Source organism: Flavonifractor sp. HCP28S3_F3, assembly GCF_052065355.1.
In the GTDB taxonomy this organism is placed as follows: Bacteria; Bacillota; Clostridia; order Oscillospirales; family Oscillospiraceae; genus Flavonifractor.
The window spans coordinates 167,105-187,077 of the sequence record NZ_JBQHUF010000002.1 but is presented as its reverse complement, the minus strand read 5'-3'; the positions used below and the strand labels follow the sequence as shown (position 1 = coordinate 187,077).

Sequence of the window (19,973 nt, the reverse complement as noted above, 5' to 3'; positions counted from 1 at the left end):
CGCGATCCCTCCTTTTCATCTGTTTCATCATAGCTTATCCTGCTCCGCTTGTAAAGCCGCAGCCGGAATGCCAAAAATACGGCGGAGCCGGAGCGGAATATCCGCCCCGGCTCCGCCGCAGGTCTAAGGAAAGGTTGGGAAAAGAAATTGGCAAATGTAAGATTAGCGCACCAGGCAAGGACGCTTGGGATCGAACTTCCAGCCGGGGATCAGGTACTGCATGCCGATGGCGTCGTCCCGGGCGCCCAGGCAGTTGTCCATGTAGATCTTGTGGGCCTTCATCAGCTGATCGCGGTCCAGCTCGATGCCCAGGCCGGGCCGCTCGGGCAGGTCGATGCAGCCACCCTTGATCTGCAGGGGCTCCTTGGTCAGGCGCTCAATGCCCTCCTGCCAGATCCAGTGGGTGTCAATGCCGTTGAGCTTACCGGGCACAGCAGCGGCGCACTGGGTCATCATGGCCAGGGAGATATCGAAGTGGTTGTTGGAGTGGCAGCCCCACATCAGGCCGAAATCGTTGCACATCTGGCCCACACGGACGGAACCGGCCATGGTCCAGAAATGGGGGTCAGCCAGGGGGATGTCTACGCTGCGCAGCGCGATGCAGTGGCGCATCTCACGCCAGTCGGTGTCGATCATGTTGGTGGCAGTGGGCATGCCGCTCTCCTGCTTGAACTCGGCCATGATCTCACGGCCAGAGAAGCGACCCTCAGCGCCGCAGGGATCCTCGCAGTAGGCCAGGACCTTCTTCAGCTCGGGAGCCAGAGCCAGGGCGTCCTTCAGCAGCCAGCCGCCGTTGGGGTCCAGGGTGATGCGGGCCTCGGGGAAGGCTTCCTTCAGAGCCTGGACAGCCTTCAGCTCCTCCTTGCCCTCCAGCACGCCGCCCTTGAGCTTGAAGTCCTCAAAGCCGTACTTCTCATAGGTAGCCTTGGCCAGAGCCACGATGGCGTCGGGAGTCAGGGCCTCCTCATGGCGCAGGCGGTACCAGTCGCAGTCGGAGTCGGGCTCGGAATAGTAGGGCAGATCGGTCTTCTTGCGATCACCCACATAGAACAGGTAGCTCAGGAAGCGCACCTTATCCCGCTGGATGCCGTCGCCCAGCAGCGCGGCAGCGGGAACCTCCAGATACTGGCCCAGCAGGTCCAGCAGAGGAGCCTCGATGGCGGTGACCACGTGCACGCCGGTGCGCAGATCGAAGGTCTGCTGGCCACGGACGTCGTCCTTGATGTTGGAGGTCAGCCAGTCGTTGACCTTCTTCAGGGTGTTCTTGTAGTCGCCCAGGGTGGTGCCTTCCACCAGGTGCTTCACATCCTCCAGCGCCTTGGTGATCTTCTGGCCGCCGGGAACCTCGCCCACACCGGTGTTGCCCCGGTCGTCAGTGAGCACCACCACATTGCGGGTGAAGTAAGGGGCGTGGGCACCAGAGAGGTTAAGCTCCATGCAGTCCTTGCCCGCTACGGGGAAAACTTCCATGAGAGCAACTTTAGGGGTATTGGCCATTTCAAAGCACTCCTTTTCTTCATGAATGAATGATTGGCGTCCTCGTTCGGTAGTGAGCAGGCCAAGATCATCCAATTAGAAGTGGGACGATACACTTTTCATTGCGAGGGCATTTTATCACGGTCTTAACAGAAAATCAAACTTAATAAACTAATAAATCATTTAGTTTTTCTTATTTAATTTGTATGAAAGAAGAGGACTTCCCTGCTTATCCATGGATCCATAATCTCGTTGATACATCGAACTGCGTCAAACCGACCGCCCCGTTGGAAGCCCTCGCTGAAAACACCCCCTGACGTGAAGCGCTCACATCAGGGGGTGTTTTATTTTGCCGCTTTATGCGCTGCCGCCAGGACACTGGCGGCAGGTATGGTCGATGGTATGACTGCCGGCCCCGGCCAATGCGGAAAAATCAGACGCGCACCTTGTCGATAAACTGTCGGAATTCCTCCCGGCCCCAGAGGACGGGAACAGGGTAAAGCGGATTGGCCTCCTTCATGGCCCAGGTAATGATCTGGGGGACATCCTCGTCTTTGATCATGTCCAGCTTTTCAGGAATACCCATTTCCCGCTTCATGTCAACGATCCACTGAATAAAGCGCTTGGCCTTCTCCTCCTGGGTACCCTGCCCCATCCCGCAGAGGTCGGCCAGCCGGGCCAGCCTGGGATAGACGGTTGGGCCGAAGGCCTCCATCACATGGGGCAGCAGGATAGACATGGCAAGGCCGTGAGGCGTCCCGTACAGGCCTCCCAACGTGTGTCCAATGGCATGGACATAGCCCACACAGCCCCGGGTAAAGGCGCGGCCGGCCTTGAAAGCGGCAATCTGCATGTTCTGGCGGGCCTCCAGGTTTTTACCGTCGTGGTATGCGACAAGCAGGTTGTCATGGATCAGGCGGACGGCCTCCTCCGCATACTCGTTTTCCAGCTTGGTGTTATAGGTGTGGTTGGTGTAGGCCTCTACGGCGTGGCACAAGGCATCCATTCCGGTGGTGGCCGTGATGAAGGGTGGCAGACCGATGGTCAGTTCCGGATCCAGGACGGCGTAGTGAGGGAGAATAGCGGTATCATTGATGGAGGCCTTGTGGTGGGTGGCGGCATCGGTGATCACAGCGGCCACCGTGGTCTCCGAACCGGTTCCGGCGGTGGTGGGAACAGCCACAAAGGGAGGGATCCTGCGGCGGTGATTTACCTTCAGCAGGCCCTGCAGCTGAGCTACTGAACGTTTGGGCCGGACGATCCGGGCGCTGATGGCTTTGGCGCAGTCGATGGGGGAGCCGCCGCCGATAGCCACGATTCCCTTGCAGCTATTTTTCAGGTAGAGCTTCAGTCCCTCCTCCACGTTATCCGAGGTGGGATTGGGAGCAACCCCGTCATAGACCGTGCAGGCAATCCCCGCCTTCTCCATGGCCTCCAGCATGGGGACCGGAAGTCCCAGCTTCATCAGGCTGGCATCGGTAACTACCAGGAGCCGGTCAATGCCCTTGTTCCGGATAAAGGCGGGCAGCCGCTTGATGCTTCCGGCACCTTTCATCGTCTCCGGGATCCGATAGTTCAAAAAGTAATGGCCCAGTTTCATGATGGTCTGGAAGGTTCTGCAATAGACTTTGGACAGGGTATTCATAGCGTGACGCTCCTTTCCTGAACACACTTTGTCAAATCAGCGTAATGGCCCCTACCGGACACCGATCGGCGCAGATCCCGCAGCCGATACAGTCCTCCGGAGTGCGGAGCAGGGCAACCATGGTAATGTCCCCATGGTACCGGGGATCAGAAATGGACAGACACTCTTTGGGGCAGTTTTCCACACAGACAGAGCAGGCGGCACACAGGGCCGGGTCGATCTCCGGTTTCTTCCACTGGTCTTTGGGGATCTTTACCGCCGTTGCGCCCCGGTCATCCACAATGGCACCGAAGGCGCACAGCTTTCCACACAAGCCGCAGCTGACACAGCGGTCCGGATCAATGGTGTGCACCTGCTTTACCTGGCCCGTAATGGCCATAACGGGACAATTTTTGCTGCAAAGGGTACAGCCTTTGCATTTATCCGTAATCCGATAGGACATTGCTCAAGACCTCCTCTCAGCCGCCGCTGGCCGGGGTAAGCAGCACGACGGCATCCCCATCCCGGAGGGCATGGCGCGGCCCGCACTGTTTGCCGTTGATTGAGATGATACAGGAGCGCAGCTCCCGGACCGTGACCTGCTCCATCCCCGTATGGGCGGACAGCTCTGCCAGCTGGGAAAACAGTTCGGTCAGGTTCCGGGCCTCCAGCTGATACTCCTTCAAACCGGACCGCAGGCGCAGCGCACCGAACAGCTTGACGCTTACCATATCAGTCAGCTCCCTTCAGCCCCAGCTTTTTCAAGGTCTGGGGCGTTGGGATTCCGTTGGAATCCCAGCCCCGGGCGGCGTAATAAACCGGGGTCATTTTTTTCAGGGGCACCCGGCTCCTGGGGTTATTGGGCTGCTGAGGCTCGTCCGTCAGGCGCTTGGGAAGGGTATCGTCCTTGGCGGAGACGCCGAACCGGCAGTTTACGCTGCGCTCCAGGGTGTAGCCCCGGCTGCCCACGTTCATATAGTCGCCGAAGGTCATGGGCATGCCGGTAGCATACTGGAATCCCCGGGTGTGGTGGAATACGGGGGACAGGTGCATATGTACGGCCCGGGGACACCGGTTGAGCAGACGGATGACCATACCTGTGTGGGGAAGCAGCTTGTTGGCCGCCCGGGTGTACCAGGCATTGGGTCTGGACAGCAGGGGCGCTGGGAAAAAGGCATAGGAGGTGAACAGGCACTGCCCGGTGGCGGAGATCATCTCCATCAGATTCTGGAACATGACGGTGAGATCCGCCTTGGCCTTAGGGGTCTGGGCATCAATGTTCATCCCCAGTCCTTCCAGGATCACCAGATACCCGCCGTTGAGGTGGCAGCCGCCTCGGTTGGACACCGCATAGCCCAGGCCCATTCCCACCGCGTGGCGGGGTTCGTAGGCGGACAGCTCCAGCCCCTTGGAGTGGATGGCAAACTCTTTACCGCCGTATTTTTCCGACAGGCGTCTGCTGCCGTCGGCCAGCTCGTCGCCGATCCCACGGCGGTGGGCAATGTCCTCCCACAGCTGGGAGATGCCGTCCACCTGCCCGAAGTTCAGGCCGCAGTTCCAGATCCCCTTTTCGTTGGCCTCCATGGCCCAGGCCAGGGTTCCTGCCGCAGAGATGGAGTCCATGCCCAGCTCATCCAGTTCATAATTCCACCGCAGCAGCAGCTCCATGTTGTCGTTGCGGATCCCTCCGCCCAGCAGCCCAAGGGTCTCCAGCTCCGGACCCTTTACCTCCTGACCATCCACCGCCACGGTGCGGGCACACCGGATGGGACAGGTAAGACAGCCCTTGTTGACCAGGTTAAAGTCCTCAGCCAGCCGCTCGCCGTTGACCTTCTCAAAGGATTCATTCTGGCCGTAGCGGAAGTTCTCCGTGGCAAGGATGCGCCGCATCTGCATCTGGCTGACCAGGCCGGCGGTGCCGATCCGGGGCAGCTGCTCACCGGTGAGCGGATGAGAGCGGAGATAGCGGAACCATTTCCGATTCCAGCTCATCATTTTTTCCGGATTATAGGCCCGCACCACATGGTTGCCCGTGACCGTAATGGCTTTCAGATTCATCCAGCCCATAATGGCGCCCATGCCGGTGCGGCCGGAGATGCGCTCATTGCTGACAATGGAGGCATACAGGACCCGGTTTTCACCGGCCGGCCCAATGCACAGCTTTCCGCTTTTGTCCGGGCCTCCCCGCTGGGTCAGCAGGGCGGAGAGGGCCTGCTGAGTCGCAGAGGTCTTCTTGCCCCACAGCTCATCGGCATTGTGAAAGACAAATTTGTCGTTGGTGATCTCCAGCCAGGTGTGCTCCTTGGCCTGTCCCCGGAGAATCAGGGCATCATAGCCGGCTTTCTTCAGATAATAGCCGAAATTGCCTCCGCAGTTGGAGGAGGCCAGCAGGCCGGTCTGAGGAGACAGGGTGGAGATGTTGAACCTGCTGGAGCTGGGAGCGCCGGTACCGGTCAGGGGTCCGGTGGCAATGACCAGCAGGTTCCGGTCGGAAAAAGGCTCCTCCGTGCCCGTCAGATGGTCACTGAGAATTTTGGCGGCCATGATCTTGCCGCCGATGAACAATTCCCGATCCCGGTCAGACCAGGGATAGGGACTGACCGTGCCGGTGGCCAGATCCACCTGGACCACCTTTCCCATGTACCCGCCGTATTTGGATGACATAGTCTCGCCTCCCGCGCGCAGGTCTTGCAGTGCCTGCGCTTCTCATTTCTGGTTGCAATTCCTCTTCTGTCATATTGGCTTCTTCCCAGGGTCTGGCTCAGAGAGCGTAGAAGTCCAGAAAAGCCCGTGTGTCGGCACAGCGGGGATGTGAGAGTACCTGCCCGGTCTCCCCCTGCTCCGCCAGGTGCCCATCCTTGAGAAAGAGGACCTGTCCGGCCATCCGCCTGGCCTGGGTCATGGAGTGGGTGACCAACACCACGGTACACCTCGTTCTGGCCTGATACTCCAGCAGGATCTCCTCGCTCCGGAGGGCGGCGGCCACATCCATGGCCGCGGTGGGCTCATCCAGGATGAGAAGAGGGTGGTCCTCCATCAGCACCCTGGCCAGTGCCAGCCGGGCCGTCTCTCCGCCGGAGAGGCCCTTGGCATTCTGCCGGGCCAGCCCGGCCAGGCCGAACGTCTCCAGCTGTGCCATGGCCCGATCCCGCCCGGCGCCGGTGAGCTGCAGGTTACGCACCACGCTCATCCGGAAGGAGTAGGACCGCTGGGGCATATATCCTGTCTGTCCGACGCAGGGAAAGCTGCCCTGATCCGGCTTTACCACACCGGCCAGGATCCGGGCCAGGGTGGACTTGCCGCTGCCGTTGGCGCCGATCACGGCGTGGATGGCGCCGTCCGCCAGGTCCAGGGCGGGCAGATCCAGCACCCTGCGGCCGCCGTAGGTCTTGGTGATGGGGGGAAGGTTCATCGTTTCAGCCCCCAGTACAGCAGGGCCACCCCCACATTCAGCAGCAGGGAGATGACCAGCAGGATGATCCCCAGGGCCAGGGCAGTGGTAAAGTCCCCCATATTGGTGTAGTTCATGATGGCTGTGGTCATCACGTTGGTCTTGTAGGCGATGGCGCCCCCCACCATGGACACCGCCCCTACCTCGGCAAAGGCCCGGCCCAGGCCCAGCAGATAGGCGCTGACCAGCTGATACTGGCTCTCGTTGATGAGCAGCAGCAGGGTGCGGCCCCGGCCCAGGCCCATACCGCGGGCGGTCTCCCGGATATCGGGGGCCACCGTGGATACATGGGACTCCAGGCTGCCGGCAATGAGGGGGAGCAACAAAATGACCTGGGCGACGACCATGCCTGTCACCGTGTATAGCAGCCGCAGATGGCGCAGAGGTCCGACCCCGGAAAAGAGCATGTAACACACCAGACCCACCACCACCGGCGGAAGGCCCATCAGCGTCCGGTTGACCACCACCAGGGCCCGTTTGCTCCGGCCGGAATAGCTGCCCAGCAGCACCCCCAGAGGCGCGCCCGCCACCAGGGCGATGACGGAGCTTGCCAGGGCCATGCGCAGGGTGGTGGCCAGAATAATCCAAAGCTGTCGGTCTCCGGAGACGATCAGGGCCAGAGCCTGGACAAAGGCAGTCTTTATGGAACGTCTCCCCCTTCCTTTTAAAAAAGAGCCTGCCACGGGGCAGACCCTTTTTGCGGCGGCCGGAGCCGCCGGGCCGCATCCTTTATTTATTCGATTGCGCCGTTGTTGGCCCGGAAGGTGAGGAAAGTGGCCTTATCTGAGAGGATGTAGGCCCCCGTCTCCTCCGCCATGGTGAGGCACACCCCCATGCCCGCATTGGAGTAGGTGTACCAGTCGGCATAGCCCTCCACGGAGGCGGCATCCACCGTAATACCCAGGTCCTCCGGCCACAGGGAAATCTCCTTGGTATGGGTGCCGGACTGGTCTCCACGTGAGATAAAGGGATACTTTCCTTCGGCAATGGCGGCAAAGGCATCCTTCACAGTGGCAGCCTCCTTCACGCCGGCAGGATCGGCGGAGGGGCCGCACAGGACGAAGTAGTTGTACATAAAGGTCAGCCGTTCACTGTCGAAGCCGGGCAGCACATAGGAGTAGCCCCCGTCCACAAAGGCCTCCTCCTGGCTCTTGGAGTGGACCAGCAGCAGATCGGCGTTGCCGTTCTGGGCATTGGCAATGGCTTTTCCGGTACCGGCAGAGGTGACCTCCACGGTGTAGCCGTAGGCCTCTTCAAACATGGGCAGCAGATAGCCCAGCAGGCCGGAGTCGTTCACCGAAGTGGTGGTGGACATGCGGATGACCTTGGTCTCCTCCGTGGCCTGGGGGATGTCGGCGGCAGATGTGGGGCCGTCCTCCGTCAGATAGAAGAGGTACTCACCGTAGTCGGCATAGCCGTAGTCCGAAATGGCGGTCTTTCCCTCCTCAGAGAGCATCCAGTTGATAAGGGCAGCGGCGCCCTCCGTATTGATGTACACGTCGGACACCGGGTTGCCGTCGGCGTCGGTGAAGGGGGCGTCGGGATTGACCGCCAGCAGGGAGTAGTTGTTGATCATGTCCTCGTCGGCTTCGTAGAGAATCGTCAGGTCGACGCCCTCCGCCGGGGTCGCCGCAGGAGACTCGTTTACGTCAGCATTCTGCGGTGCGCATCCGGCCAAGCATCCTACAGCCAGGGAAAGAGACAGCAAAAGGGCGGCAGTCTGTTTCTTCATCGCGGTTTCCTCTCCATTCCTGTTATTTTTATTCCCCCTGACAGGCCGGTCCGGAAGGCGCGGTCCCAGAGGTTACTTTTATACTCTAAATACTAATCTTATGCCCAGGGTTTGTCAACCAGCTTCCCCGGACCGCAGGGCCCACCCGGCGGCTTCCCGACCGGCCTCTGTCCCCTGCCGGCTCACCGTGTCCACCGTCCGGTGGATGCTCCGGCAGTTGCCGCACAGAAACACCCAGGGGGGCAGCGGTTCTCCCAGCGGGCGGAGCAGCTCCCGCTCGGGGACCATGCCCAGGGCGGTGACCAGGGTATTGCAGGGCTGAAAGCGTTCCGCTCCGCTGTTCAGCTGCCGGATGGTCACTCCGCAGATCCGCCCCTCGCCGTGGATACAGCTGACCGTGCTCCGTGTAAGCAGGGGAATACCGCAAGCCTGGATACATTGATGATAATTCCTGGGCAGGCCGCCGCAGCGATCCCGCTGCTCCACTACGGCCTCCACGGAGCAGCCTGCCAGGGCAAACTGACGGGCCATGATCAGGCCCACATCCCCGCTGCCCAGGATCACGATCCTGCGGCCCAGGGAGAGGCCCTGTAGATTGACCATCCGCTGGGCCTGGCCGGCGGTAAAGATCCCCGCTGGCCGGGTACCGGGGAGGGCCAGGGCCCCGATGGGGATCTCCCGGCACCCGGCGGCCAGCACCAGGGCCTTGAACGAGATTTCCTCCACCCCTGACCGTCCGGAGAGCAGGGCACGGCGGTCCGGGCTGATCGAGAGGACCGTGGTATCCAGACGGAGCGCAATAGGGGCAGTCCTGACCATATTCGCCCAGCGGGCGGCATATTCCGCCCCGGTCAGTTCCCGGCGGAAGATGCCCATTCCGAAGCCGGTGTGAAGGCACTGTGGGAGTACCCCGCCCAGCCGGGTACTCCGGTCCGTCAGGAGGACGGAGGTTGCACCCGCCTCCCGGGCAGAAAGGGCGGCCGCCATCCCCGCGGCGCCGGCTCCCACCACCAGTACGTCCCAGGTCATGTCTCCTCACCCCCCAGCAGGAGGCTGTCCGGCCCGTCTTGGGTGATTTCCTCAGGGGACACGCCCAGGGCCCGGGCCAGAAGGTCCAGCACCTGATCGGTACACCAGCTGCCCTGGCACCGGCCCAGCCCCGGACCCACCCGGCGCTTGACCCCGTCCAGCGTCACCGCCCCCCGGCAGATGGCATCCAGGATCTCCCCCTCGGTCACGTCCTCGCAGCGGCAGATCACCCGGCCATAGGCAGGGTTTGCCTGCACCAGGGCCCGGCGGGCGGCGCTGTCCAGATCCCGGGGCCGGGGCGGCAGAGGCCGGCAGGGATCAAAGTCCGGGTTAGGCCTATCCTTCCCCACATAGGCCGCCGCCTCACCGGCCAGCATGGCTCCCAGGGCGTCGGCGCAAGTGAGCCCCGGGGTCTTGATGCCGATGAGGGACCAGAGGCCAGGGCAGGGGGTGCTGATGGTGAAACTATGGATACCCTTGTCCTCGGGCACCCAGGACTCCCCCTCCCGGCGGACGGAAAAGGGATTGGGGCGAACCGCCCCGAAGGCTCGGATTACCTGACCCAGATCCAGGCCCGGTACCACCCTGGCCGCCGTGCGCCGGAGAAAATCCAGTCCCTCCGGCGTTACAGCCCGGTGGGGTGCCGCTCCGCCGGGCTGCTCCGAGGGACCCAGAAGCAGCTTACCGTCAGTGGTGGGGATCAGGGTCAGGCCCTTCCCCTTTTGCTCCGGCTCCTGAAAGATCACATGGCGGACATAGGGGCCCGCCGGCTGATCCAGAACCAGATAGTCCGCCCGGTCGGGAATGACCCGCACAGTGGGAGGGGCGCACAATTCCTGGATGTGGTGGGCATCCAGGCCGCAGCAGTTGAGCACAGCCCCCGCCCGGAGGGTATATGCACCGGCGGTGATCACCCAGTCGTTCCCCTCCCGGCTCAGGGCAGTTGCCAGGGCGTTGAGATAGACTTCGCAGCCGTTGGCCCGAGCGTTCTCATAGGCGGCATAGCACAGGGCCCATGGGTCGGTCACCCCGGTACCGGGGGCAAGGAGGGCGGAGGTGATTCCCGGAGCCAGTCCGGGCTCCAGGGCCGCCGCCTGGGCTCCGGTGAGGATGGCCAGACCCTCCACTCCGTTTTCCTGCCCCTGGTCATATTTGCGCCGTACCACCTGATCCCCCCGGGGGCCATAGCTCACCAGCAGGGAGCCACGGCGGGCAAAGGGGACGGACAGCTGGGTGCACAGCTTCTCAAAGGTCCGGTTGGCCTGAACGCATAGCCGGGCTTTCAGGGTTCCGGGCTTATTATCGCAGCCGGTGTAGATAATGGCGCTGTTGCTTCGGGAGATGCCGGTGCACACGTCCTCCCGGGCCTCCACCAGAGCGCAGCGCAGCCGGTAGGAAGTGAGATGGCGGGCAGCAAAGCAGCCCAGCAGTCCGCCCCCCAGCACCACCACATCATAGCGCATCTCAGTAGACACGGCGCACCCGCCCCGGCTGATCCAGCGTATAGCCCCCCAGCTTCTCCAGCCGGGCCCGGAAGGCCGGACTTGCCAGAATCTCCAGCACCTGGCGGACCATAGGGGTGTCCCAGGCGTAATCGGGGATGATCAGGTCGTACTGCTCCACGCATACCGGCAGAAAGTCCAGGCCGTAGATTTTTGCCGCAGACAGGATCCCCATGCCCGCGTCGGCGGTGCCGCCGGCGATCTGGGCGGCCACAGCGGTGTGGGTAAACTCCTCCCGGTCATAGCCATAGACCGCGGCGGGGTCCACCCCCTCCTTCCGGCACAGGTAATCGGCCAAAATCCGGGTGCCGGACCCCTTCTGGCGGTTGACATAGCGGATGCCGGGCCGGCTGACGTCCCGGAATCCGGTGAGGCCCAGGGGGTTGCCGGGGGCCACCATCAGGCCCTGAGTCCGGCCCACGCACTCCACCTGGTACACGCCGCCCTTGGGAAACTGCTTTTCCAGGATGGCGGTGTTGTAGGTGCCGTCGGCCTCATTGAGGAGATGGCATCCGGCCATATGGGTCTCCCTCCGGCGGATGGCCATGAGCCCCCCCATGGAGCCCACATGGGAGGAACTCATATAGGCCGAGGGATCGGCCTGGTGGAGCAGGTCGGCCAGCTCGTCCAGCAGCGGATCGTGGCTTCCGATGACCACTAGGGTGTGCTCCAGTTCCCGGGCAGGACGGAGCAGGCGGACGGAGACCTCCTCCCCTGCCTCCAGCCCCTCGCTGCCCTGGGGGATCTCCAGGATACCGTCGGCCTTCAGGAAGGAGGAGACCATTCCGCTGCCCCGGGCCAGGGGCGCGGCCACCAGCCGCCCCCCCACCCGGCCCAGCCGCACCCGGACAAATTCCTGGTATTTCAGGCTGGACACCACCCGACGGCTCAGGACGGCCTGAGCATGAGCAGACTGCTCTGTCTCCCGGCCCAGCCACAAGTCCACCAGGGGGCGCAGTAGCTGCTCGATCACGATGATGCCGGACACCGGGTAACCGGGCACCCCCAGGATAGGCTTGCCCCTCTGATGACCCAGGATGGCGGGCTTGCCGGGCTGGATGGCCAGGCCATGGCAGAAAACTTCACCTACCCGGCCAATGACGGAGGCGGCGTAGTCCTCCCGCCCAGCGGAGGAGCCGGCGTTGAGCAGAACCATGTCGCACTGCTCCAGAGCCTGCTCCAGAGCGGCGCGGAGGGCCTCCTCTCGGTCCGGGACAATGGGATAGGCCCGGGGTTCCGCCCCCCACTGGTTCAGCATGGCCGAAAAGATGGAGGAGTTGAATTCCATCACGTCGCCGGGCCCGGGATCGGCGGTGGGAGGAACCACCTCGTCTCCGGTGGGGATGATACCCACCACCGGCCTGGCCAGCACCTCCACCTCCAGCACCCCGGCAGCCAGCATGGCCCCGATGGCGGCAGGAGAGATCGCAGTATGTCCGGCCAGAATCATCTCCCCGGCACAGATATCCTCTCCGATCTGGCGGACATGCTGCCAGGGGGCGGCAGCCTGGCGGATGACCGCCCGTCTCTCGGCAAAAACAACCTCCTCCACCATGATGACGGCATCCCGTCCCTCAGGCAGGGGATCGCCGGTGTCCACCACCACATACTGCTCCGGGGCCAGGGAGACCGGGGTGGTGTCGCTGGCTCCGAAGGTGTCCGCCGCGGTGACGGCGATGCCGTCCATAGCACAGGCGGGGTAGTGGGGTGCGCAGATGCGGGCGTACACCGCCCCGGCGGTGATCCGCCCTACGGCAGCCGGAACGGGTATGGTTTCCGTCCGGGGGGCAAAGCCCTCCTCCCGCAGCAGGGCCAGGTACTGACTTCTGGCCTCGTCCAGAGGCCGGTTGTTGAGATATTGAAAGGCCATATCTGTCTCCTTCCCACAGGGAATGGTAAAAGCAGTTCAGTCGGCGGTAAACATATGGACCGGGATCTGGGCCCCGGCGGGAAAGCCCTCGCAGTCCCGGGGAATGCAGAAATAGCCGTCCGCTCCGGCCAGGGTGGTGATGAGCCCTGATTTACCCCGGATGGGCAGGGCTTCCAGCCCCTCAGGCCCCTGGCGGAGGATGGCACCGTTGTACTGGGCCCGGCCGTGGTTGGCGGAGACCTCCTCGGTGAGCCGGGCGGTGACCTGCCGCTGGCGCAGGGTCCGTCCCTCCAGGCGGGCCAGCAGGGCCCGGACAAAGAGCTGGGTGGTGAACAGGGCAGCCACCGGATGTCCCGGAAGTCCCACCATGGGCTTGCCCGATGCCGTTCTGCCCAGGAGCGTGGGCTTGCCCGGTTTCATGGCGATACCGTGGAACAGCACCTCCCCCAGGGCGGACATGATCCGGTAGGCCGCATCCTTCTCCCCCACAGAGCTGCCCCCGGACAGGATCACCCCGTCGCACGATTCCAGGGCCTGTTCCACCGTCCGGGTCAGCCGATCCTCCTGATCGGGGATAATGCCGTAGAACCGGGGCAGCGCCCCAGCCTGCTCCAGCAGGGCGCAGACCAGGGGACCGTTCACATCCCGGACCTGGCCGGCGGCGGGGGTACACTCCGGCGGTACCAGTTCATCCCCGGTGGAGATGACCCCCACCCGGAGGCGAAGCACCACCGGCACCGAGACCACCCCCAGGGCAGCCAGGGCGCCGATGTCCTGGGGCTCCAGCCGACGGCCGGCGGGGAGCACCCTGTCACCGGGCTTGACGTCATCTCCCCGGAAGATCATATTGTGGCCGGGGGCCACGCTTTTGAGCACTCCAATGGTGCCGTCGCCGTAGTTCTCGCACAGTTCCAGCATCTGCACAGCATCCGCCCCCTGGGGTACTTCCCCGCCCGTGGGGACGGCGGCACAGTGACCCGGAGCCAGGGTCAGCCCCGCCCCCTCTCCCATCCGAACCTCCCCGGACAGGATCAGCTGGGCGGGCAGGGCGTCGGAACAGCCGAAGGTGTCGGAGGCCCGGACGGCATAGCCGTCCACCGTGGAGCGGTGGAAGTCGGGCACCCAGGCATCGGCGGTCACATCCAGCGCCAGCACCCGCCCCAGCGCAGAGGCCAGCGGCACAGTTTCCGGAGGCCGATCCAGGGGGGCAAAGGCGGTACGGATGATCTCCAGCGCCTCATCCGGAGTTTTTACATTGAGCATGAAGCTTCCCTCCTGCGAGCATGGCGGACGGTATGGAAAACCGCCCCCCGGGGCTTGTCTCCCCCGGGAGAATCCGGTAAAATAAGTTCAAAATCGTGACAGGAAAGGTGGATGTGTGATGCAGGAGCGCTATGCCCGCAATCTGGGTCCCCTCACGGAGCAGGACTGTCTGCTGCTGCAGAAGCGCCGGGTCTTTCTGGCCGGCTGCGGCGGACTGGGCGGGTATCTGCTGGAGCATCTGCTCCGGGTCGGCGTGGGAACCATCACAGTATGCGACGGGGACCGGTTCGCACCCAGCAACCTCAACCGCCAGCTGCTGGCCGACACAGCAAGCCTGGGCCGGTCCAAAGCGGAGTGCGCATGTGAGCGGGCCACCCTGGTGAATCCGCAGGTCAGGGTAAAGGCCGTCTCCACCTTTCTGACGGCAAAAAATGCCGACCGCCTGATCGCCGGCCACGACCTGGCTCTGGACGCCCTGGACAGCCCGTCCGCCCGGCGTATCCTGGCCAGAGCCTGCCGCCAGGCGGGTATCCCCTTGGTGCACGGGGCCATTCAGGGATGGCATGCCCAGGCGGCGGTGATCCTGCCGGAGAGCGGGCTGATGGAGCGGCTCTATCCCGCGGATGCCCCCGCTCATCCGGATCAGGGGAGCCTCTCACCCACGGCGGGTCTGTGCGCGGCTGTCCAGGCCGGCGAAGCCATCCGGCTTCTGTGCGGCCGGCCCAGCCCTCTGGCGGGGAAACTGCTGTGGATGGATCTGCTGGAGCAGGAGTATCAGGTACTCTCTCTCTGACCAGCGGTGTCATTCAGGTGAGCATCGTCCGGAACGAAGGCGCGGCTGCCCAGGCCGGCGGGGCGCCTGGCGCAACTGATAAGCAGATTTATTTTAGTTCTTTTTACAAATTATAGAACTGCCAGTTCATAAAAGCAACCTTCACTTTGGCCCCGAAAAATCGCCTGGCCCGCGCCGCAGGCACGGCATAGGGCAGTCCTCCGCATGATACATTACAGATCACTTCCGCCGTCTCTCCACACAGACACTGATTCCATAACAGGCAAAAAGAAAAGGAGCGCTGCAGGATGGAACCTGCAGCGCTCCTTTTGTTAAATCAGGAAAAGATAAATTACATCCGTTATCTTTTCCGGATAGATTCACTTATTCCGCATCAGCGGCAAAGAGGGTGCCAGCACGCACCACCAGAGCGGCCAGCTCGGCGCGGGAGGCGGAGCCCTGGGGATTCAATGCTCCGGCGTTGCCCTTCAGCAGGCCGTTGGACACGGCCCAAGTCACAGCGTCCTGGGCGAAGGCGGACACGGAGCTGCCGTCGGAGTAGGCGGACAGATCACCGGTGGACGTCACATCCAGGCCCTGGAACTGAGCATAGCGGTACAGCATGGTCACCGCCTGCTCCCGGGTGAGGGTATTGTCGGGGGCAAAGGTGCTGTTGCCCACGCCGGAAACCACACCCTCCGCATAGGCCCAATCCACAGCGGCGGCACAGTAGGAGGTGTCGGCCACGTCGGTGAAGGGGGCAGAGACGGTAGTATCAGGCTCGCCAGCCATACGGTACAGGATGGTAGCCATCATGCCCCGGGTGGTGGTGACGTCGGGAGCAAAAGCAGTACCGCTGACGCCGTTCATCAGACCCTGCTGGGTCACGGCCATAACGTCGCCAGCATACCAGGCGTCAACCGCCACATCGGAGTAGCCGGTGCCGGCCATCACGCTGGCAAAGGCGAAGTTAGAGATGAAGTTGAACTCGTCCCGCTGATGGACCTTATTGGTCAGGGTGTTGGCGAAGAGGACCACGTCCAGGTCGGCGCCGTCGGCGCCCTTGCCCTCATAGGAGATGGCCTGGATGGAGTCGTTCAGGAAGTCGTTGTAGTGCTCGCCGGTGCTGGGCAGGAAGCCCTCCAGCAGCTCCTTAGAGCCGTCCAGCTGCACCAGTACCTTGGCGCCGTCAGGGATGGCAGCGAAGTAGCCGGCACCGTAGCCGTACAGGATATCGTCACCCTCGGCCACATAGCTGGCGGTGACCATGCTGCTGGTGGGGTAGGTCACATGGGCCAGAGCGTCCATGGCGTTGCGGCTGACAGTCTCATATACCAGCTGACCGTCGGCAAAGAGGCCGGTGGCGGACTGCATGGCGTCATAGCCATAGCCGATGTAGGGGGTGCCGCTCTTCACGGCGGCCAGAGCCTGGTCGTCCAGCCCGGCGGCGCCGATGATCACGTCGGCCTTGGAGGCGTCGTCGGTGACGGTGAAGCCCAGCAGCTCCATGGCCTGGCGGTCGTAGTTGTACTCGTAGGAACCGCTGACCAGAGTGGTCTTGACAAAGCCCTCGTCATTGTCGCCGGGCTTGCCGGAGATGTAGATCACAGGAGCCTTGGTGAGGGTCTGGGCGGCAGGGGCGCTCTCCACGCCGATGCCGGTGATCAGGTAGTCATCGGCCACACTCTGCCAGTCGGCGTAGGAGCACAGGAAGCTGCCCTTGTACTGACCCTCGGTGATGAGGGAGACAGCCTTGCCCGCCTTCAGCAGGGCATTGACAGCAGCGGTGGAATCCTCAGAGCTGTTCATCAGGATGACCTGAGCATCCTTCACACCAGTGAAGGAGGAGGTCAGGCCGGAGATGTAGGCCTGTGCGTCGGCATAGTCCATGTCGTCGCCGCAGGCGGCGGCGATGGTCTTGTAGGCGGCGGGCTCGGCGCACACCGCCATGTCAAAGCCCCGGGTCTCGTTGAAGGCGGTGATGCCCTCGGAGTAGAGGACAGGCCACTCGGTGATGACGGTGCCGTCGTACAGCACGCCGTTGGCCACGCTCCGCTTGGCCTGATACATGGACACGATCAGGGTACCGGCGGGGTACTCCACCCCGTCATAGGTGAAGGTGGACTCGGTGATGTTGACCTTGACGCCGTTGCGGGTCAGGTACTCCATCATGTCGGCGGCAGCCTGGAGGTTGGACTGGTTGGCGCCGTCCATGGGAATAATGTAGCACTCGGGATAGAAGTTGCCGTTCTGGCCCTCGCCGTCGTATTCAGGGCGGAACAGATCGGCCTCGGCACCCTCCACGTCGTACTGGTCGCAGAACCACTGGCCCACCAGGTCGTAGGCGTCGGAATTAGCGTTGGTCACGCCCCGCTCGAAGATCTTGGTCTGATTGAGCAGGTAGCTCTCCTTGTTGGCGGCAATGTACACGCTCTGGCCCAGCTGGCCGTAGGCCACACCCTGCACCATATAGTCGTCGTAGGCAGGCACCTCAACGGTGTAGGAAACAGTGCCGTGGAGCATGGCATACTGGGGGGTGTAGCTGGTGGACATGTCGTCCCAGGGGTCCAGCCACTGGGTCTGGTTCTCACCGTCGGCGGTCTTCTCGCCGGTGTAGGTCAGGTAGTCACGCTGGGGGATCACATAGCTGTTGTGGCCGTCGTTGTTGGCCACGGCTGCAATGCCCAGGGCTTCGCCGCCGGTCATCAGGTGCTCAGCCAGCAGGTCGTACTCAAAGTTGGGCTCGTGAGGGGGATCGCAGGGCTCACACTGGAAGGCAGACACCCGGCCGTGGAACTCGGTGAAGCTGACGGGATTCCAGGTGGCGATGAGCTGAGTCATGTTCTGGGTCTCGGCCTGGGTCTGGAAGGAGTTGTCCCGGTTCAGGTCGAAGCCGCCGGAGGAGGTGCGGGTCATATAGGTGCGGCCCTCCACGTTCTCCTCGGGGACGATGATGAAGAACACGTCGTCCAGCAGGTCATCCACATCCACCGTCTCGGTCTCCACGGTGTAGTACTTCTCCAGGTCCACGGGGACGGAGGCGCTGGAGGTGGTGCCATCGGCCTCCTCGCCCTTGATGTAGCCCAGGTAGGTGGCGGTGTCGGCCACCAGGTCGGGGACGGCCACAGAGCCCTCCTCACCCACGGGGCCCATCTGCTCGGCCAGCTCGGCCTCGCCCTCGGCGGTGAAGCCGGTGAGCTTGTCGTAGTCGATAGTGCCGGTCTCGGAGGCGGCGGTCTCCACCAGCATCCAGGCAAAGGTCAATACGCCGTCGGCGGCGGCCACCTCATTGGCGTGGACGTTGGAGTAGAGCACAGGCACCTGGTAGTCTCCCAGAGAGCCGTCCTCAATCTTTTGGATGAGGGCAGTGGGATCACTCTCAGCCTCAGCCTTGATCTGCTGCCACTTGTCCACCGCAGCCTTGCTCTTGGCCACGATCAGGTAGGGCATGTCCAGGCTCTCCATGCCGTTGTCGCCCTGGCTCTTGCCCATGGAGAACTTCTCCACATAGAGGTCGGTGTTCTCCTTGGCGAAGGACACGATCTCGTCAATCTGGGCATAGATCTCAGACATGGTGTGGAAGTTGTCGTAGGGAGCCACCTTCAGGTCCACGGAGCCTACGGTCTTTCCATCCACTGCGGCGGTCAGGTCAAAATAGCCGCATACGTCCAGGTAGTAGCCGCCATTGACATGGGGCACGCTGAGATCGTCGCCGAAGTAGCAGCTGTTGTCAAAGGTGACGGTCAGATAGACCTGGCCGTCCACAGTCTCGGCGCCCGACACGATGTTGCTGAAGAAGGAGGTCTCCCCGTCGGCACACAGCCAGCCGCTCAGGGGGCCGCCCTGGGACTGGTTGGGGAACAGGGTTTCATCCACATATTCCTGGTCGGAATCCCGGACCAGAGACCATACCGCAGTCTCAGCGGCAGCCTTGGCCTCCGCCTCGGTCATATCCACCGGGATACTGGCCTTAAAGGTCCGCTCGCTGGTGAGGGAGATCATGTTGTCTCCGCTGTCGTCACTGGTGTTGACGAACTCGGCGGCAGGTGCGGACGGCTCGGCAGCGGATGCCGGGAACACGCACAGGGACAGCAGGAGGGCGCATACCATCACCAGAGACAGCGCCTTCCCAAGGGGCTTGTGTTGCTTCATGCTGATCACCATTCTCTTTCCTTCCGGTTTGGAGTGAATAATATTCGTGCACACCGGATATTATTGAGAAATGATACCACCATCCCTTGGTCAGGTCAAGAATAAAAATACATAAATTTCGCATATATGCAGAATATATATTTATGCGCATCCTGCCAAAAGGCCGCTGCCTCAGTGCTTACGCACGGAAGTAGCGGCCTTTTTCTGCATATTTAGCAGGGACACTGGCGTCCAGTGTGATCGATTATATAATCGGTATTATAGGTACCCGGCAGAATAAGTTGGGAGATGGGCACAAAAGTATAACCTTCCTGGAGCAGGGTCTCAATGATACCGGGCAGGGCCTCCGGGGTGTGGAGGGCAGCGTTGTGAAACAGGACAATAGAACCAGGCTGTACTTTGCTCACCACCCGCTGGGTAATATCCGCCGCCGAAAGGTCCTTCCAGTCCAGACTGTCCACGTCCCACTGGATGGGCTCCATGTCCATGGAGCGTATGGCGGAGACCACATGGTCGTCATACTCTCCATAGGGCGGCCGAACCAGGGTGGGACGTACTCCTGTAACCGCCTCTATCTTATCATTGCACGCATTGATATCCGCAACGATCTCCGTGCTGCTCAGCTGGGACATGTGGGCATGGGTATCCGAGTGATTCATCACCTCATGCCCCGCATCAGCCAGAGCTTTTACCGATTCCGGATATTTGTCCACCCAGGCACCCACCACGAAAAAGGTAGCCTTCACATCATACTGTCCCAGAATGTCAATGAGCTGCTGGGTGTCCTCGTTCCCCCAGGCGGCATCAAAAGAAATGGATATCATCTTCTGATCCCTCTGGACACAATAGATGGGCAGCTGGCGTTTGGTTGCCGCCGCGCTCACTGCGTAGGGATAATTCACCACATAGAACATCAGTGCAGCAGCCAGGACACAGGCCAGGATGGTCAGCGGCTTTTTCCGGAGCAATAAGATCTTTCCCATCATAACAAAACCCTCCTTTGTGCCAGTTTATGTTGAGGCTCACCCGAACAGAAGGGGGCAATTGAAAACGGGAACGGCTGCCTTCATCGGCATCCGTTCCCGTCTTCACGAGGGTTGGA

The 19,973-nt window shown here is 62.3% G+C and carries 15 protein-coding genes; 1 reads left to right on the top strand and 14 read right to left on the bottom strand.

Going from position 1 to position 19,973, the window contains the following annotated elements:
* Positions 1–162: 162 nt before the first annotated feature.
* The 12 genes from ACTNB1_RS03465 to ACTNB1_RS03410 all read right to left on the bottom strand — a co-directional run bounded on the left by ACTNB1_RS03465 (position 163) and on the right by ACTNB1_RS03410 (position 13,947).
* Entirely contained in the window at positions 163–1,497 is a 1,335-nt protein-coding gene (locus ACTNB1_RS03465; RefSeq protein WP_441167885.1) for an enolase C-terminal domain-like protein, read from the bottom strand.
* A gap of 412 nt (positions 1,498–1,909) precedes the next feature.
* Positions 1,910–3,121, bottom strand: coding sequence for an iron-containing alcohol dehydrogenase (locus ACTNB1_RS03460; RefSeq protein ID WP_441167884.1), 1,212 nt, complete (start codon positions 3,119–3,121; stop codon positions 1,910–1,912).
* 31 nt (positions 3,122–3,152) lie between these two features.
* Positions 3,153–3,563 carry a 4Fe-4S binding protein gene (locus tag ACTNB1_RS03455; protein WP_441167883.1) on the bottom strand — a complete coding sequence of 137 codons (411 nt, stop codon included), beginning with the start codon at positions 3,561–3,563 and terminating at the stop codon, positions 3,153–3,155.
* 16 nt (positions 3,564–3,579) lie between these two features.
* Positions 3,580–3,831: a MoaD/ThiS family protein gene (locus tag ACTNB1_RS03450; protein WP_165450505.1), complete on the bottom strand. Its 252-nt coding sequence runs from the start codon at positions 3,829–3,831 to the stop codon at positions 3,580–3,582.
* A gap of 1 nt (position 3,832) precedes the next feature.
* Complete coding sequence (locus tag ACTNB1_RS03445) at positions 3,833–5,764, bottom strand: aldehyde ferredoxin oxidoreductase family protein (protein ID WP_441167882.1); 1,932 nt, start codon at positions 5,762–5,764, stop codon at positions 3,833–3,835.
* 97 nt (positions 5,765–5,861) lie between these two features.
* Positions 5,862–6,512, bottom strand: coding sequence for an ATP-binding cassette domain-containing protein (locus tag ACTNB1_RS03440; protein ID WP_441167881.1), 651 nt, complete (start codon positions 6,510–6,512; stop codon positions 5,862–5,864).
* Positions 6,509–7,234: an ABC transporter permease gene (locus tag ACTNB1_RS03435; protein WP_441167880.1), complete on the bottom strand. Its 726-nt coding sequence runs from the start codon at positions 7,232–7,234 to the stop codon at positions 6,509–6,511. The genes ACTNB1_RS03440 and ACTNB1_RS03435 overlap by 4 nt, the downstream gene beginning before the upstream one ends.
* Positions 7,235–7,284: 50 nt before the next feature.
* Positions 7,285–8,283 (bottom strand): substrate-binding domain-containing protein, encoded by a 999-nt coding sequence (locus tag ACTNB1_RS03430; protein WP_441167879.1) that lies wholly within the window; start codon positions 8,281–8,283, stop codon positions 7,285–7,287.
* Positions 8,284–8,397: 114 nt separating this feature from the next.
* Entirely contained in the window at positions 8,398–9,312 is a 915-nt protein-coding gene (locus ACTNB1_RS03425) for an NAD(P)/FAD-dependent oxidoreductase (protein ID WP_441167878.1), read from the bottom strand.
* Positions 9,309–10,787, bottom strand: coding sequence for an NAD(P)/FAD-dependent oxidoreductase (locus ACTNB1_RS03420; protein WP_441167877.1), 1,479 nt, complete (start codon positions 10,785–10,787; stop codon positions 9,309–9,311). Before ACTNB1_RS03420 ends, ACTNB1_RS03425 begins: the two co-directional genes overlap by 4 nt.
* Positions 10,777–12,684, bottom strand: coding sequence for a molybdopterin biosynthesis protein (locus ACTNB1_RS03415; RefSeq protein ID WP_441167876.1), 1,908 nt, complete (start codon positions 12,682–12,684; stop codon positions 10,777–10,779). The genes ACTNB1_RS03420 and ACTNB1_RS03415 overlap by 11 nt, the downstream gene beginning before the upstream one ends.
* A gap of 36 nt (positions 12,685–12,720) precedes the next feature.
* Positions 12,721–13,947, bottom strand: coding sequence for a molybdopterin molybdotransferase MoeA (locus ACTNB1_RS03410; protein WP_441167875.1), 1,227 nt, complete (start codon positions 13,945–13,947; stop codon positions 12,721–12,723).
* 118 nt (positions 13,948–14,065) lie between these two features.
* Here ACTNB1_RS03410 and ACTNB1_RS03405 point away from each other — a divergent pair, with 118 nt between their 5' ends.
* Positions 14,066–14,740: a HesA/MoeB/ThiF family protein gene (locus ACTNB1_RS03405; RefSeq protein WP_441167874.1), complete on the top strand. Its 675-nt coding sequence runs from the start codon at positions 14,066–14,068 to the stop codon at positions 14,738–14,740.
* 363 nt (positions 14,741–15,103) lie between these two features.
* Here ACTNB1_RS03405 and ACTNB1_RS03400 read toward each other — a convergent pair whose 3' ends face one another.
* Complete coding sequence (locus tag ACTNB1_RS03400) at positions 15,104–18,871, bottom strand: S-layer homology domain-containing protein (protein ID WP_441167873.1); 3,768 nt, start codon at positions 18,869–18,871, stop codon at positions 15,104–15,106.
* Between the two features lie 212 nt (positions 18,872–19,083).
* Positions 19,084–19,857 carry a polysaccharide deacetylase family protein gene (locus ACTNB1_RS03395; RefSeq protein ID WP_441167872.1) on the bottom strand — a complete coding sequence of 258 codons (774 nt, stop codon included), beginning with the start codon at positions 19,855–19,857 and terminating at the stop codon, positions 19,084–19,086.
* Positions 19,858–19,973: the final 116 nt, after the last annotated feature.